Raw genomic sequence first — 15,736 nt, forward strand, 5'->3', positions numbered from 1 at the left:
GCTTTCGCGCGCCTTTATAGTTCGTATAACGAACGGTATCAAATGAAATCAGATGGCGGAGGAAACCATGGCGTCGCAACTGTGTGAGATGCTCGGGATCGAGTTTCCATTGCTGGCCTTCAGCCATTGCCGCGATGTGGTCGCGGCGGTCAGCCGGGCTGGCGGCTTTGGCGTGCTTGGCGCGACGGCGCTCACGCCGGAGACGGTGCGCGAAGAGCTGAGATGGATCGACGATCACGTTGATGGCAAGCCCTATGGCATTGACGTTCTCGTCCCCGAGAATATGGCCACCAGGGGCGAGGGCAGCGTGTCCTCGGCGGCGCTGGAGAAGCGCATCCCGGCCGCGCATCGTGAATTTGCCGATCAGCTGCTGGCCGGCGCCGGCGTGACGCTTCCCGACGACGCCATCGGCCGCTATGAGAACCGCGCCCAGCCGTTCGATCCGGAAACAGCGCTGCGCACGCTGGAGGCGGCCTTCGAGCACCCGATCCGGCTGATCGCCAACGCCCTCGGCGTGCCGCCGCCGGAAATGATCGCCATGGGCAGGAAGCACAATGTGCCCGTCGCGGCGCTGGCCGGCGCGCGCGAACATGCGGTGCGCCTGGTTGAAGCTGGCGTCGACATCATCGTGGCGCAGGGCACCGAAGCGGGCGGCCATTGCGGCGAGGTCAGCACCCTGGTGCTGGTGCCGGAGGTGGTTCGCGCGGTGCGCGCCATTCGCGACGTGCCGGTGCTCGCCGCCGGCGGCATCATGACCGGCGAACAGATGGCGGCCTGCATGGCCATGGGCGCCGCGGGCGCCTGGACCGGGTCCGTGTGGCTGGCGACGCCCGAGAGCGAAACCTCCCCGGTCTTCCGCGAGAAGATGGTGGCGGCGCGCAGCCGCGACGCCGTGCGCGTTCGCAGCCGCACCGGCAAGCCGGCGCGCCAGTTGCGCTCCACATGGACGGAAGCCTGGGAGAGCAGCCCGAACAGTCCTGGCGCCTTGCCGATGCCGTTCATGAGCCTCGTCAGCGAGAAATCGCTCCGCGCCGTGGATCGCGCCGCTGAAAACGGCAATGACAAGGCGCGCGACATGGTCACCTATTTTGTCGGGCAGGGCGTCGGTCTCGTCGAGGATGTTCGCAGCGCCGGCCAGGTGGTGCAGGATTTCAAGGAAGGCTATCTGGAAGCCGTGGAGCGCATGAACGCGCTGCTGGACGGGCAGGGCTGACCGGCATTCACGCGCCCATGCCGGCTTCAGAATGCTTAGCAGGGCTCCACGTTTTTGCGTGGAGCCGGCCCGCAACGCCGGACGGCCAACAAAAGCCGCCGGCCACTTGAGGTCCGCCTTTGTGAAGCAGCGCCGGGCGCCGGAATTTCCCGGAAACGGGGATGAATGGCGCCCTGGGCGGCCGGGCCGGCATGTCGCCGCCAGGCTGAGGCGCCACCACGGTATCGCCATGGCCTTATGGCGCGGCTGCAGCCTGGCCCAAAAGCGCCTCAAAAGTCCTCTGGGCCTTGCCGGGGTGCTTTACGGCTTTGGCTTCATCCAGGTTCACGGGTTTGCCGACGGCAATCAGCGCCACCATGCCCATGCCGTAGTGCGGCGTGCACTTGACGCCGTAGAGCCCTTCGGCGTCGAGCTTCACGGTCAGCTTTTCGTTGATCTTGCCCTTGAAGGGCGTTGATCCCGCCGGCTCCATGCCCTTGATGGACCCTGCGTCGTGCGACTTGTCGGTGGGGGTAAAGGTAACCGTATCGCCGATCGCCGCCCGCACGAAGTCGGGCTCGAACACCATGACGCCCTTGGCGCCCTTGTTGAGCATCTTGATCTCGTGGTCTGCAGCGTGCGCAAGACCCATAGCCGCTCCCAACATCGCGGCGGCCAGTGCGATCCGTTTCATGATGGCGTCCTCTTCAGCTGGCGTCCATGACACCCGGTGTGAGGAGCATTATAGGTAGGGGAGCACGGGACCGGCTTGCGATAACGCAAAGAGCATGCTGTCCGGGTCACTGGGGCCCGAAAACGTTGGGGGCGGCGATGCGCAGTTCAGATGCAGGCAGCGTTGGGGGCGTCATGCGGCGGCTCGACCGGACCCTGATCGCCGACATGGATGTGTTCCAGGGGGCGACGCCGGAGATGCTCGACGCGATCCTCGCCGACGCGCGCGTGCTCAGGGTTGGGCGGGACGCGGCGGTGTTCGAGGAGGGCGGCGAGGCCGAAGCCTTCTTCCTGCTGCTCGATGGCCATGTTCGCGTGGTCAAAACCACCCGGGCCGGCGATCAGGTGATCATGCGCTATATCGGCGCCGGCCAGCTGATTGGCATTGCCCAGGCCATTGGCCAGTCAACATATCCGGCCAGCGCGGTGGCGGCGGTTGATTGCGTGGCGCTGGCCTGGCCAGGCAGCCTCTGGGGGCGTTTCACGACCCAGGTTCCAGGTTTCGCCGCGGCTACCTGCCGGACCGTCGGCAGGCGTTTGCAGGACACGCAGACCCAGCTGATCGACATGGCCACGGAGCATGTGGAACAGCGCGTGGCGCGGGCGCTGTGCCGGCTGGCGCAGCAGAGCGGCCGCCCGACGGATGCGGGATTGCAGATCGACTTCCCGATTTCGCGTCAGGATATTGCCGATATGACCGGGGCCACCCTGCACACGGTCAGCCGGCTGCTTGCCGCCTGGGCCGCCATGGGCATGGTCGCGGGGGGCCGCCAGCGCATTGTCGTGACCGATCTCGGACGGCTTCAGGCCCATGCTGACAAACAGGCGTCCGACGCGGGAACAGGCGTTTAGAACGCTGTCCGGCCAGACGGAGCCGTGTTGTCGACCTGACTTCGCGCCAAACGGGGAAGCGGGACCCACTCCCGATCCATATCGACCGGAAATGACTGCAAGGGGTCTGGCGGTCGCGCCAGCACATGCTGGCCTGAGCCGATCCGGGCCTGCCGCCGGCGCATGACGGGAGCAGGGTCACGGGAGCCGCATCGCAGGCGAAGCGTTACAAGGGTGCGGCGCAGCCAGCCGTGGGCCGGCAGACGCCTTTGTGTTGTACGTCGGAAGAACGGTGGCCGGTCAGCCAGGAGCGGCTGACCGGATTGCGGCTGACCGGATTACGTCTCAGTACTGAACGGACCGTGCGCCGAGTGGGCCAGCCTTCGGCGGCGCGAACTTGGTCAGGTCGATGCCGTCGACAGCCGCCTTGTATTCTTCGGCGCTTGGCGTGCGGCCAAGGATCGCCGAGAGTACGACGACCGGGGTCGATGCCAGCAGCGATTCACCCTTCTTCTCGGTGGAATCCTCGACGACGCGGCCCTGGAACAGGCGGGTGGACGTGGCCAGAACGGTGTCGCCCTTGGCGGCCTTCTCCTGGTTGCCCATGCAGAGGTTGCAGCCTGGACGCTCCAGATAAAGGATGTTCTCGTATTCGGTGCGCGCCGCGTTCTTCGGCTTCAGGTCATCGAATTCGAAGCCAGAATACTTCTGCAGGATTTCCCAGTCCCCTTCGGCTTTCAGCTCATCAATGATGTTGTAGGTCGGCGCGGCGACCACGAGCGGCGCCTTGAACTCGACCTTGCCGTTGGTCTGCTCGAGGTTCTTCAGCATCTGGGCCACGATCTTCATGTCGCCCTTGTGCACCATGCACGAGCCGACGAAGCCGAGGTCCACCTTCTTGTCCGAGCCGTAATAGGACAGCGGACGGATCGTGTCGTGGGTATAGCGCTTCGAGACGTCGGCGTTGTTGACGTCCGGGTCGGCGATCATCGGCTCGTCGATGAGGTCCAGGTCGACGACGACTTCCGCGAAATACTTCGCATTGTCATCGGGCCGCAGCGCCGGCTTCTCGCCCGAGCGGATTTCGTTGATGCGGGCGTCGGCCCTGGCGATCAGGCCCTTCAGGGTGCCCGCCGCGTTGTCCATGCCCTTGTCGATCATGATCTGGATGCGCGACTTGGCGATCTCCAGCGATTCGATCAGCGTCTCGTCCTGCGAAATGCAGATCGACGCCTTGGCCTTCATTTCGGCCGTCCAGTCGGTGAACGTGAAAGCCTGGTCGGCCAGCAGCGTGCCGATGTGAACTTCGATGATGCGGCCCTGGAAGACGTTGTCGCCGCACTGCTTCAGCATCTGCGCCTGGGTGGCGTGCACCACGTCGCGGAAGTCCATGTAGGGCTTCATCGCGCCCTTGAAGGTCACCTTGACCGACTGCGGGATCGGCATGGTCGCCTCGCCCGTGGCCAGCGCCAGCGCCACCGTGCCGGAGTCCGCGCCAAAGGCGACGCCCTTGGACATGCGGGTGTGGCTGTCGCCGCCGATGATGATCGCCCAGTCGTCCACGGTGAGATCGTTCAGCACCTTGTGGATCACGTCCGTCATGGCGTGATAGACGCCCTTCGGGTCGCGGGCGGTAATCAGGCCGAAATTGTTCATGAAGCTCATCAGCTTCGGAATGTTCGCCTGGGCCTTCTTGTCCCAGACCGACGCCGTGTGGCAACCGGACTGGTAGGCGCCGTCCACGAGCGGCGAGATGACGGTGGCCGCCATCGCCTCAAGCTCCTGGGCGGTCATCAGGCCCGTCGTGTCCTGCGAGCCGACGATGTTGACCTTGACGCGCACGTCAGAGCCGGCGTGCAGCACCTTGCCCGGCGTCACGCCAACAGCGTTGCGGTTAAAGATCTTCTCGACCGCCGTCAGGCCCTGGCCTTCGACAGTGATTTCCTTGTTCGGCGCGAACACCGGGGTCGCCGTGACGCCGAGCGTTTCCGCCGCGAACGTCTGGAGCTTCTTGCCGAAGACAATGGCGTAGGAGCTGCCGGCCTTCATGAACTCCATCTTCTGGGGCGTGAAGGATGAGGAGATATCGACCAGCTCCTGGCCATTCTCGTCGCGCAGCTTCCGGTTCTTCGTGTCGATGATCAGGACCCGGCCTGTCTCAACCGAAAACTGCTGCTCAAGGATCGGGTTGCCTTCAGCATCCAGAACCGGCTTGCCGTCAGCGCCAGCCTTCCTGGTCCAGTTCTTCAGGTTAAGGCCAATGCCGCCGGTCACATCGACCGTGGTCGCGAAGATCGGCGAAATGCCATTGGTGCCCGCGACGATCGGCGCGTAGTTCACGAACGGAACGTAGGGGCTGGAGGGCTTGCCGGTCCACAGCGCGACATTGTTCACGCCGGACATGCGCGAGGAGCCAACGCCCATCGTGCCCTTCTCGGCGATCATCATCACGCGCGCATCGGGGTGCTGCTTCTGCAGCGCCACGATCTCCTGCTGGGCCTCCGGCGTGATCATGCACTGGCCGTGCAACTCACGGTCCGAGCGCGAGTGGGCCTGGTTGCCGGGCGACAGGAGATCGGTCGAGATGTCGCCTTCAGCAGCGATGAAGGTGACGATCTTGATCTCATCCTCGATGTCGGGGAGCTTGGTGAAAAACTCGGCCTTCGCGTAGCTCTCCAGCACGTCCTTCGCCACGGCGTTGCCCGCCTTGAAGGCGTCGCGCAGCCGGAACATGTCGGCGTCGTAGAGGAAAACCTGGGTCTTCAGCACGTCGCCGGCCTGCCGGGCCAGGGTGGGGTCGTCGCCAAGGGCGATGTCGAGCAGCGCCTTGACGGACGGGCCGCCCTTCATGTGCGACAGCAGTTCAAGCGCGAAGGCCGGCGAGATCTCGGGAACGACCGTTTCACCGATGATGATTTGCTTCAGGAAGGCGGCCTTGACGCCTGCGGCGCTCGTGGTGCCTGGCAGGGTATTGTAGATGAAGAACCTGAGAGCCCCGGCCCGGTGTTCGTTACCGGCGTCCTCGATCAAGGTAATAAGCTCGGCGACGAGCCCGCCATCATCAATCGGCTTGGGTGCGAGGCCCTGGGCTTCTCTGCTTTTGATCTCGTCCAGGTAGTCCAGGTAGAGGGTCATCGCAATTCCAACGTCATGGGGCGCATGGCGCTGCGGGGCAGAGCCAGCAACCGGAATGGTCAATCAGCCAGGGGCTTCACCAGACCGGGAGGACGCATGCCGATCCCGGTCTGGAGAAGCCCCGCGCGGCGTTCGGCGGTTCAGGATGCAGATGTTGGCATCCGCACCTGCTTTATATGGGGCTCCGAGTACGCCAACCAGGGCCGACTGACAAGGCGCCGCATTCCGGCAAAAAATTCTGCTTTGAAATCAGCGGCGAAGACGTCGATGGGATCGTGCATCCGGGCGTCGCGAACGGGAGCGTGGGGTCTGCGGTTCGCGTGAATGCGCCCGCGCCGTCCGTGGCGCCTGAAGCCAGCGGCAACGGGAAATCAGGGCCCGGCGGATCAGGGCTCCCCTTGGGGGCGGGCCGCCTGACCGGACTGGCGCCAGTCGTGGCGCGCTCCCAGGTCAGGCCGGGACGGCGCCGGCGTCAGAGCGCCACGCAATCAGCGTAGTGCCGCACGATCCCATCGGGCCCGGTTTCGAGAACGAGCCCGTGGATGTCGGTTTCAAACCCCGGACACTCCCGCGCGAACTCGCGGTTGAAGCGCAGATAGTCCACGATCCTGGCGTTGAAGACCTCGCCGGGGATGAGCAGCGGGATGCCCGGCGGGTAAGGCGTGACGAGGCTCGTGGTGACGCGCCCCTCCAGCGCGTCGATCGGCACCCGTTCGGTTTTGCGGCGCGCGATATGCGAGAACGCCTCGGTTGGCGTCATCGCCGGATGATGGTCCGACAGGTACATCTCGGTGGAAATGCGCGCGACGTCGTATTTCGAATAAAGCGCATGCACATGCTGGCTCAGGTCGCGCAGGCCCATATGCTCATAGCGTGGGTGTTTGGCGCAGAACTCGGGCATGATCCGCCACAGCGGCTGGTTGCGGTCGAAATCGTCCTTGAACTGCTGCAGGGCGGCGACAAGCGTGTTCCAGCGGCCCTTGGTGATGCCGATCGTGAACAGGATGAAGAAGCTGTAGAGGCCGGTTTTCTCCACCACCACGCCATGTTCGGTGAGGTATTTCGAAACGATCGAGGCGGGAATTCCGGTGGCGTCGAACCGGCCATCAATGTCGAGGCCGGGGGTGATGATCGTGGCCTTGATGGGGTCGAGCATGTTGAAGCCTGGCGCCATGTCGCCGAAGCCATGCCAGCTGTCCTCGCCATCGCGCTGGACGCCGTCGGCATCGGTGCGGCGCAGCACCCAGTCATTGGTGTGGCCAATGCCCTCCTCGGTGAGCTCGTCTGGCCCCCAGACCTGGAACCACCAGTCGTTTTCGCCGAACTCCTCGTCGACCTTGCGCATGGCGCGGCGGAAATCGAGGGCTTCGAGAATGCTTTCCTCGACAAGCGCGGTGCCGCCCGGCGGCTCCATCATCGCCGCCGCCACATCGCAACTGGCGATGATGGAGTACTGCGGCGAGGTCGAGGTGTGCATCAGATAGGCTTCGTTGAACAGGTGCCGGTCGAGCTTGGTCTGGTCTGAATCCTGCACCAGAACGTGGCTGGCCTGGCTGATGCCGGCCAGCAGCTTGTGAATCGACTGGGTGGCGTAGGTGACGGAATGCTTCATCCGTTCGCGCTTGCGACCCATCGCGTGATAGGCGCCATAAAACGGATGGAACGCCGCGTGCGGCAACCACGCCTCGTCGAAATGCAGGTTCTCGACATAGCCGTCGAGCATGCGCTTGATCTCTTCGGTGTTGTAGAGAACCCCGTCGTAGGTCGACTGGGTCAGCGTCATGATGCGCGGCTTCACCGCGTCGGCGTCGACGCCCTGCAACAGCGGGTTGTCGCGGATCTTGGCGCGGATCGCCTCGGGCTCGAACTCGGAATGGGCGATGGGGCCAATGATGCCCCAGTGGTTGCGGGTGGGGCGCAGGAAAACCGGAATGGCTCCGGTCATGATGATCGCATGCAGGATCGACTTGTGGCAGTTGCGGTCCACCACGACGACGTCGCCGGGAGCAACCGTGTGGTGCCAGACCATCTTGTTTGAGGTCGATGTGCCGTTGGTCACGAAGAAGCAGTGATCGGCGTTGAAAATGCGCGCCGCATTGCGTTCCGATGCGCCGATCGCGCCGTTATGGTCGAGCAGTTGCCCCAGTTCCTCGACGGCGTTGCAGACGTCGGCGCGCAGCATGTTCTCGCCGTAGAACTGGTGGTACATCTGCCCGATCGGGCTCTTGAGGAAGGCGACGCCGCCGGAATGGCCGGGGCAGTGCCAGGAATAGGAGCCGTCTTCCGCGTAATCCAGAAGCTGCTTGAAGAAGGGCGGCTGAATGCCTTCCAGATAGCTGCGGGCCTCGCGGATGATGTGCTTGGCGACAAACTCCGGCGTATCCTCGAACATATGGATGAAGCCGTGCAGTTCGCGCAGGATGTCATTGGGCAGATGGCGCGAGGTTTTGGTTTCGCCGTGCAGGAAGATTGGCACGTCGGCGTTTTTCCAGCGCACCTCCTCGATGAAATCGCGCAGCTTGGCGATCACCGGGGAAGGCTCGGGGCCAGGGCCAAATTCCTCGTCGTCGATGGACAGCACGAAGGCCGAGGCGCGGCTTTGCTGCTGGGCGAATTGCGATAGGTCGCCATAGCTGGTGACGCCAAGGACCTCGAAGCCTTCGTTTTCGATCGCCTCCGCCAGCGCCCTGATGCCCAGGCCCGAGGTGTTCTCAGAGCGGAAGTCCTCATCAATGATGATGATGGGAAATCGAAACTTCATCAGCTTTCCTTCGCCTGACGGCTGCTGCGTCGTTGTTTCGCCGGTGGACGTGAACGTCAAGCCCCTGACTGCCCGGCCGGTGGCCGGCCTTGGCGGCAAGACGCTTTTGTCGCGCTTGTCTGGCGTAAAATCCGGTTCGCGGCGGTCGTTTGGCCGGCAGCGACCAGTGGTGCGGGCAGGTTGCCTTCACAACTGTGACAATGCGGTGACCTTCGACCCAGGAAACGGCTGGCCCAAGAAACGGCTGGCCCAGGAAGCGACTGGCCCATGCCAGCGACTGGATCAAGCACAGTGCGCCTCCCTGTTGTCGCGGGGTGGATGGCGGCTTTCATCAGGGAACCGGGGTCCCGCAGCGTCGCGGCGGGCGCAGCCAGCAGGGTCGGCCGCTGGCAAGGGTCGCCCAGATGCAGGAAAGGCCGGGCGACGCCGCCCGGCCTTTCCTGATGGTTGTTGGCGCCAGAGCGCGCCGCCCGGCCCCCGGGAACTATTTGCCGCCGGCGTTGATCGGCTTGCCGAACAGCTCGAAGCTCTCCCCCTTGAAGCGCTGCATGCGCAGGGTATTGAAGGCGCTGTAGTTGTCCGGCTTGATGTCGACGATCACGCCGTCCAGCAGCAGCGGCGCATCGGTCATCTTCAACGACGTCACCTGCTTCAGCAGGTTCTCGCGGGTCAGGTCGTCGCCAGCATTCTGGATCGCGCGGGCCAGCACGGTGGCCGACAGGTAAGCCAGCACGACATTTGAATCGTTGAGGTGCTGCTCCATGTTGTTGCGCTTCAGGAAGGCAACATACTCTTTCATGTCGGGGCTGTCGGCGTACTGCGGGTCACCCGGCGTTTTCATGAACGACGCGGTGATCAGGCCCTGTGACGCGTCGAAACCGGCCGGCTTGAATACGGCGCCAATCGACGCGGCGACGCTTGACACCAGGGTCGTGGCCTTCCAGTCCAGCTCGTGCTTCTTGCGGATTGCCTGGGCGCCGAACTTCGGCGTCGCCATCAGGAAGAACATGTCGGCGCCGGTGGCTTTCAGCTTCACCATCTGCGAGTCGACCGTCGCGTCGGTGACCTCGTAGGTGGTCTCGCCGACGATATCCTTGACCCTGTCGCCAAGGCCCTTTTTGAACCCCTTGACGTAGTCACGGCCCGAGTCGTCGTTCTGCGACAGGATCGCGATCTTTGCGTTTGGCAGGTTTTCGACAACGTAGCGGCCGAAAATCTCGCCTTCGACGTCATAAAGCGGGAAAAACGGCGTGGTCCACGGGAACTGCGACGGGTTGTTCCATTTGGACGCGCCAGTCGAGATCAGGATCTGCGGGACCTTCTTGCTGTTCAGATATTTCTGCGTCGCGGTGTTGCTGGGGGTGCCAAGCGAGCCATAGATGCCAAGCACGTCTTCCTGCTCAACCAGCTTGCGGGTCTGCTCAACGGCTTTGGGCGGGCTGTAGGCGTCGTCAAGTGAGATCAGCCTGATCTTGCGGCCATTGATGCCGCCCTTTGCGTTGATCTCGTTAAAAACCAGTTCCTGGGCCTTGCCCTGGATGCCGTAAGCCGAGGCGGGCCCACTGTAAGGCATGGTCTGCCCAAGCCTGATCTCGGTGTCGGTAACGCCGGGACCGTATTTCTTTTCAGATGCGGCGGCCACGGAGGTGGCGAGAATGCCGGTGATGCCGGCGAGCAGAAGCGAGCGCTTGCTGAACATGAGCGTGTTCCCCCTGGGTATTTCTGGAACGATTTTGCGGAGCTCCATATGATGGAGGCCCGTGACAGCCCGCCTTGCGAGCTGGCTGCGTTACGCGTTTGGTAAGGCAGGCTCCCGCTGGCTACAAGCTGCCGAAACCCATGGATTCGTCGGCTTCCCACAGGGAATGCAGGTCGATGCCGCAACGCTCGCCGGCCTTGCGCCGGGCCATTGGTTGCGGCCGAGCCCAACGGGCAGGCGACCACGGGCAAGCCGCGCCGCCGCGGAGGTCGCCCTCTGTCAGGAAGGACCTGCTTGGCAGAACGCTTCCAGAAGACGGATCAGGGGGGGGGCAGCGCGCCCCTGGCCAGCGGGCAACGGCGGGCGAAGCTGGCCGATGATTTCCCAGGCTTCGCCTTGCGTCTGTGCTGTTTCCTTACAGGATGAAGTGGTCTCCAGCTGCCCGCACCGTTACCTCCCCGATCGAGACGCCCCAGGGCTGGTCGATCGCATGCAGGACGGCTGCTGCGATGTGTTCTGGCGCCAGGGACTGATAGTCCATTTCCGTGGGATCAAGCTTGATGGGGTCGAGGCTGCCGTTGCCCATCGCCTCGGCCATCGCGCCAAAGGCCGGCATATTGTAGCCGAGAATGCCGATGACAGCCTGGGGATTGATCACCGAGCCGCCAAGGTTGGTGGCGGGAACGCCGGTCGGCTTGACCGTGGTCACCTTGATCTTGCCGCGGGTCTCCAGCCGGAATGATTCCGACAGAAAATTCACCGCAGCCTTGCTGGCGCCGTATACCGCCGCGCCGATCACCGGGAAGTTGCCGTAGATCGAGGATATATTGACGATCTGGCCACGGCCCGCGGCCATCATCGGCGCATACGCCGCGATCATGCCGTTCAGCACGCCCTTGATGTTGATGTCGATGCACCGGTTCCAGGCGCCATGCGCGGCGGCATGATCGGAGAAGAAGGCGAGGGGCATGACGCCGGCGTTGTTGACCATCACGTCAATGCCGCCATAGGCGTCCACGCCGGCTTGAACCAGTGCGTTGACCTGCCCGGCGTCCGTGACATCGGCGGCGCGCGCCTGCGCCGTCCCGCCAGCCGCGATAATGGCGCCGACCGTCGCTTCCACCGCGGCAAGGTCAATGTCGCCACACGTTACCCGTGCGCCCCGCGCCGCCGCCATTTCCGAAACCAGCCGCCCAAAGCCGCCGCCGGCGCCCGTAATGACAATGGATTTCCCCGCGATGTGATCGGCCATACATTCCATCCCGCGCTGATATGCGTTGCGCAAGCGATAACATGGGGCAGGGAGAGTTGAGCAATGGAAGGTGGATGCAATTGCGGGGCGATTCGCTACCGGATCCAGGGCGAGCCCCTGGCGGTCGCCGCCTGTCACTGCACCCGCTGCCGGCGGCAGTCGGGCAGCATGTATTCAGTCAATCTGGTGGTGAGCCCGGCGGCTTTCACCATGGAGGGCAAGCCGAAGGTGTTTGAGGACAGGGACACCACGAGCGGCGAGCCGGTGTTCCGGGAATTTTGCGGAGATTGTGGTTCGCCCATTCGCTCTATCCTGGGCGCGAACGCCGGCGTCATCGCCGTCAAGGCGGGCACGCTCGATAACCCCGATCCCTACGCTCCCGCCCTGCACGTTTTCACGCGCTCGCGCGTAGCGTGGGTGGAAATCCCCGAAGGGGCGCCGCAATTCGCGGCCAGCCCTGGCTAAACCATGTCCGCGCGGCCCCGGGACGCCCGACGGCGCGAGGCCAAACATGGGGGCCGGCGAACGTGACCCGTGGGTCATTCAACGGAGCGACGGCGGTTGCCGCCATGCCGGGGCGCGTTGTGGCGACAGGCTGGCGAGGTCACATTTCGGTGCAGCGGATTGTGCCCGTGAAGCAATGGTTTACCAAGGATGGAAACACTGCGGCCTTCGCGGAAGCTGCGCGGCAGTTGCGGGAGGTTCCATGGTGTTGTGGCCATCATGTTACAGACAGCCCGGGCCAATCGGTGTAAGACCAATACAACTCGCGGTGAGCGGCCCACGCCACTCCATCGCAAGCAATGAACGGAGTGAGTGATGAAGAAGCTTCTTCTTGCGGGCGTTGCCGCCGCTACCATGCTGGCCGCCGGTTCCGCGTTTGCTGCCGACCTGCCTTCGCGTAAGTACGCCCCGGTTGCTCCGGTCGTCGTGGTTCCCGTGTTCACCTGGACCGGCTTCTACGTCGGCGTGAACGCTGGTTACGGCTGGAACACCAACAACAACAACAACGCCTTCAACTATTATGCTCCGGTCGCTTCGCAGTACCTGTGGACTGGCGGCGGTTCGAGCAATGACGGCGGTTTCGTCGGCGGCGGTCAGATCGGTTACAACTACCAGATCGGCCAGTTCGTGATCGGCGCTGAAGCCGACATCCAGTACGCCGACATGGGCGGCAAGAACAACTTCGGCTACGGCAACCAGGGCATGGATTGGTTCGGCACCGTTCGCGCTCGCGCCGGTTTCGCCATTGACCGCGCACTGATCTACGTGACCGGTGGTTTCGCCTACGGCGGCGGCGGCAACAGCCACAACTACTACAGCTACGGCCTTGCCAACACGGCGCTGAACTACGGCTACTACAGCGGTAACGGCAACAGCACGGCGACCGGCTGGACCGTCGGCGGTGGTCTTGAGTACGCCTTCACCGACAACATCACCGCCAAGATCGAAGGTCTGTATGTCAGCCTCGACCGCGGCAACAGCGACATCTACATCCCTGGCGCTGCTCTGGCCAGCCTGTACTACTCGGGCGGCAACAAGAACAACGAGTTCGGCGTTGTTCGCGTCGGTCTGAACTACAAGTTCTGATAATTCGGAGAATCCTCCGCTTTATCTGGAGCCCGGCAGCAAAGCTGCCGGGCTTTTTTTATGCCGCGCGATCGGTGAAACTGACACTGCGCCCTGGAAGCGGCGTCCAGCAAGCCGCTCCCCGCAACAGCCTCCTGAAAACTGTGCAGGCAGATCGCGACGCGGACGCGTCAGGCGTCGCAGACGGGGCCGGCGCCATACGAGGATCGCATCCGGCCAGATGCCCTGGCCCGTCGGCGTCATCGCGGGGCGTTCGCATCACCATTGCAGCACAGGCCTCTATCGGCCTCCGGCACGGGACTGAACGCCTGGCGCTCCGGTTGCCATGACGCCCATGCAACGACGCGGCGCTCCGGCCCGGCGTCGGGCGGGGGCCGCCACAGGAGAACTGGTATTGTCGCGACGGGCGACTTGCCGGCCCACAAGGCTGTCGGCTGCGGAATGCGATCAGGGCGGCAGGCGGCGCCCGCACCACCTGCCGCCCTTGATCCCGATTGCCAAACGCCTTCGCAAATCCACGGGTTCGCAAGTCCTGGGCTGCGGGCATGCGCCGGATCGAACGGGACGCGTCCTGGGACAATTGCCGATCAATATCGATCGGGAATCGCCCCAGCTTCACTGGTGGTGAGCGAATGCTAATCGACCAGGCAGCTTTCCCTGATCGGAAAGCGCTTTAGTGATCGATCATTGGCATGTTGTCAGGGTCAAGCTTCAGGTCGATCAGCAACGGGCGACGGTTTCCGCGGATGGCTTCGACAGCAGCGTCGAGGTCTTCACTGGAGCGGACCGTGACGCCGGCGGCGCCGAGCGCTTCCGCCACCGGAGCAAAATCTGGCCATTCAAACATCGAGATTGATGGATCCATCTGCTTGTTCCGGAACTGGATATGCTCGGCGCCATAGCTGCCGTCGTTGCAAAGAATGACAATCAGATCGGATTTGGCTCGTACAGCCGAGGTAAACTCGGCCAGGCCGCCCAGCATAAAGCCGCCATCGCCCGTCACCAGCAATGTCTGGCGATCGGGATGGGCGAGAGACGCGCCGATGGCCTCGCCGACTCCGAGGCCGATCGTTCCGGTGTTGACCGTATAGACCCAGGATTGTGGGTCCTGCACGCTGATCACCCGCCAGGCGTCAATCAGAAACCGCCCTGTATCAGTGACCAGGATACGGTCAGGGTTCACCGCCTTGTCGAATGTCTGGAGCGCCAGCCGGACGCTGACCGTTCCCGGGCGCTCCTTGCGCGGCAGCGGCTGGTACTCAAATTCGGAAATGGCCTTGCCCAGTTCCGGCGTCCGGTAGCCGGAACCGGGGATTTCCGCTTCGTCGAGCAGGCGCACCATTTGCGCAGCTGTCCGTCCGGGCTCCCCTACGAGCCCGGCGTCCGGAATGGCATGGCGACCGATATCCGATGGATCAGCGCTGACGTGAACCAGGCGTTTGCCGCGCAGCAGGCTTCCCTGCGCCGTTGTGTACTGGTTCAGGCTCGCCCCAAAGGCAATGATGCAATCGCTTGCCATAATCGCATCGAGAGCAACCGGCGTGCTCAATGTCCCGAAAATGCCGAGGTTAAAGGGATGCCCGGCAAAGGCGCCTTTCGCCTTCAGCGTATTGGCCAGCGGGGCGTCAATACGGTCGGCCAATGCCTGGATGTCTTTCCGGGCGGACGGCTCGCAGGCGCCCCGCCCACAAAGGACAACCGGACGTTTTGCGGCCGCGATGATCCCGACGGCATTCTCCATGTCCGGGCCATCGACCACATATTCCAGCCGCGCCGGCGCGTAAGCCGGTTGCGGGACGTACTCCGCGTCCTGCCACTGCAGGTCCGACGGCATATTGACAACGACAGGGCGCTTCTCGATCCGGGCGCGCCTGAAAGCTGTCGCCACGTCCTCACCAATCGTTTTCGCCGAGCGGAGCTGAACGAATCCCGCGCCTGCGGCGACGAAAAACTCACGCTGATCGATGTTCTGAAAGTGGTATCGGTCGGTAACCGCCGTATCCCCGGCGAACAGCACGATGGGGGTGGAGCCCCGTTGCCCTTCGATCAGGGCGGTGAGGGTATTCGTTACCGCAAGGCCATGGGTAACGGTGGCGACGCCGACCTTGCCAGAAGCCTGCGCGTAACCGATGGCCATCAGAACGGCGCCAACCTCATTGACCGCCGCCAGATATTTTGCCGCGCCACTCTTTATGAAGCTGTCCACCATGTACAGGTTGGCGTCGCCGATGAGCCCGAACATGACCTCAACGCCCTGATCAAGGATCGCTTTCGAAATTGCTTCATGTACCTTCATGTCATGCTCCATTGGCCGGCATGCGATTGAGGCTGGCCAGACAAATCTGTTCGTTATCAATGGCGTAGCCATCGCCTCTCGCCACATCAGTTCGCCGCGCCGTTTGTCGTCCCTGGTTGACAGGTCCCGGCAGCGGCCATGACGGCGCTGTCTCCCTTGTGCCTGAAACCCGCGATCGGGACTGTCATGCACCCGTCAGTTCTGGCCGGAATGCGCCGTATGCCGGGCGGGCGGCGCGCTGTCCCAGA

At 63.6% G+C, this 15,736-nt stretch carries 11 protein-coding genes; 4 read left to right on the forward strand and 7 right to left on the reverse strand.

The genetic code is table 11. The annotated features are described in order from the left end of the window. Nucleotides 1-67: 67 nt before the first annotated feature. Nucleotides 68-1,213: a nitronate monooxygenase gene (locus tag ACERNI_RS13865; protein ID WP_448833902.1), complete on the forward strand. Its 1,146-nt coding sequence runs from the start codon at nt 68-70 to the stop codon at nt 1,211-1,213. A 235-nt stretch (nt 1,214-1,448) separates the two neighbouring features. Here ACERNI_RS13865 and ACERNI_RS13870 read toward each other — a convergent pair whose 3' ends face one another. Then, nucleotides 1,449-1,886, reverse strand: coding sequence for a pseudoazurin (locus ACERNI_RS13870; protein WP_448833876.1), 438 nt, complete (start codon nt 1,884-1,886; stop codon nt 1,449-1,451). Between the two features lie 137 nt (nt 1,887-2,023). Between ACERNI_RS13870 and ACERNI_RS13875 the strand changes: the two genes are divergently transcribed. Next, nucleotides 2,024-2,776 (forward strand): Crp/Fnr family transcriptional regulator, encoded by a 753-nt coding sequence (locus ACERNI_RS13875; protein ID WP_448833877.1) that lies wholly within the window; start codon nt 2,024-2,026, stop codon nt 2,774-2,776. 324 nt (nt 2,777-3,100) lie between these two features. On the opposite strand, the gene ACERNI_RS13880 is transcribed toward ACERNI_RS13875, so the two are convergent. From ACERNI_RS13880 to ACERNI_RS13900, 5 genes are all read right to left on the reverse strand, one after another. Continuing rightward, nucleotides 3,101-5,890, reverse strand: a complete 2,790-nt coding sequence (locus ACERNI_RS13880; RefSeq protein ID WP_448833878.1) for a bifunctional aconitate hydratase 2/2-methylisocitrate dehydratase — start codon at nt 5,888-5,890, stop codon at nt 3,101-3,103. Nucleotides 5,891-6,362: 472 nt separating this feature from the next. Then, nucleotides 6,363-8,651 carry an Orn/Lys/Arg family decarboxylase gene (locus tag ACERNI_RS13885; RefSeq protein WP_448833879.1) on the reverse strand — a complete coding sequence of 763 codons (2,289 nt, stop codon included), beginning with the start codon at nt 8,649-8,651 and terminating at the stop codon, nt 6,363-6,365. Then, nucleotides 8,620-8,937, reverse strand: a complete 318-nt coding sequence (locus ACERNI_RS13890; RefSeq protein WP_448833880.1) for a hypothetical protein — start codon at nt 8,935-8,937, stop codon at nt 8,620-8,622. Before ACERNI_RS13890 ends, ACERNI_RS13885 begins: the two co-directional genes overlap by 32 nt. Nucleotides 8,938-9,135: 198 nt before the next feature. After that, a complete protein-coding gene (locus ACERNI_RS13895; RefSeq protein ID WP_448833881.1) occupies nt 9,136-10,350 on the reverse strand; it encodes an ABC transporter substrate-binding protein in 1,215 nt (404 codons plus the stop codon). 415 nt (nt 10,351-10,765) lie between these two features. Continuing rightward, nucleotides 10,766-11,602 carry an SDR family oxidoreductase gene (locus tag ACERNI_RS13900; protein WP_448833882.1) on the reverse strand — a complete coding sequence of 279 codons (837 nt, stop codon included), beginning with the start codon at nt 11,600-11,602 and terminating at the stop codon, nt 10,766-10,768. A 63-nt stretch (nt 11,603-11,665) separates the two neighbouring features. On the opposite strand from ACERNI_RS13900, the gene ACERNI_RS13905 reads away from it, so the two are divergent. Both ACERNI_RS13905 and ACERNI_RS13910 read left to right on the forward strand, forming a co-directional pair. Continuing rightward, a complete protein-coding gene (locus tag ACERNI_RS13905; RefSeq protein ID WP_448833883.1) occupies nt 11,666-12,067 on the forward strand; it encodes a GFA family protein in 402 nt (133 codons plus the stop codon). Nucleotides 12,068-12,421: 354 nt separating this feature from the next. Then, nucleotides 12,422-13,192 carry a porin family protein gene (locus tag ACERNI_RS13910; RefSeq protein WP_448833884.1) on the forward strand — a complete coding sequence of 257 codons (771 nt, stop codon included), beginning with the start codon at nt 12,422-12,424 and terminating at the stop codon, nt 13,190-13,192. A gap of 673 nt (nt 13,193-13,865) precedes the next feature. Here ACERNI_RS13910 and ACERNI_RS13915 read toward each other — a convergent pair. Further along, on the reverse strand, nt 13,866-15,488 hold the full coding sequence (locus ACERNI_RS13915) for a thiamine pyrophosphate-binding protein (protein WP_448833885.1): 1,623 nt from the start codon (nt 15,486-15,488) through the stop codon (nt 13,866-13,868). Between the last annotated feature and the right edge of the window lie 248 nt (nt 15,489-15,736).

The sequence above is a fragment of the Camelimonas sp. ID_303_24 genome (assembly GCF_053543495.1).

What these genes read in the sequence shown, in the direction of transcription:
- ACERNI_RS13875 (WP_448833877.1), top strand. Translation starts at nt 2,024, where the DNA reads ATGCGCAGTTCAGATGCAGGCAGCGTTGGGGGCGTCATGCGGCGGCTC.
- ACERNI_RS13910 (WP_448833884.1), top strand. Translation starts at nt 12,422, where the DNA reads ATGAAGAAGCTTCTTCTTGCGGGCGTTGCCGCCGCTACCATGCTGGCC.
- ACERNI_RS13905 (WP_448833883.1), top strand. Translation starts at nt 11,666, where the DNA reads ATGGAAGGTGGATGCAATTGCGGGGCGATTCGCTACCGGATCCAGGGC.
- ACERNI_RS13865 (WP_448833902.1), top strand. Translation starts at nt 68, where the DNA reads ATGGCGTCGCAACTGTGTGAGATGCTCGGGATCGAGTTTCCATTGCTG.
- ACERNI_RS13895 (WP_448833881.1), bottom strand. Translation starts at nt 10,350, where the DNA reads ATGTTCAGCAAGCGCTCGCTTCTGCTCGCCGGCATCACCGGCATTCTC.
- ACERNI_RS13880 (WP_448833878.1), bottom strand. Translation starts at nt 5,890, where the DNA reads ATGACCCTCTACCTGGACTACCTGGACGAGATCAAAAGCAGAGAAGCC.
- ACERNI_RS13885 (WP_448833879.1), bottom strand. Translation starts at nt 8,651, where the DNA reads ATGAAGTTTCGATTTCCCATCATCATCATTGATGAGGACTTCCGCTCT.
- ACERNI_RS13915 (WP_448833885.1), bottom strand. Translation starts at nt 15,488, where the DNA reads ATGAAGGTACATGAAGCAATTTCGAAAGCGATCCTTGATCAGGGCGTT.
- ACERNI_RS13900 (WP_448833882.1), bottom strand. Translation starts at nt 11,602, where the DNA reads ATGGCCGATCACATCGCGGGGAAATCCATTGTCATTACGGGCGCCGGC.
- ACERNI_RS13870 (WP_448833876.1), bottom strand. Translation starts at nt 1,886, where the DNA reads ATGAAACGGATCGCACTGGCCGCCGCGATGTTGGGAGCGGCTATGGGT.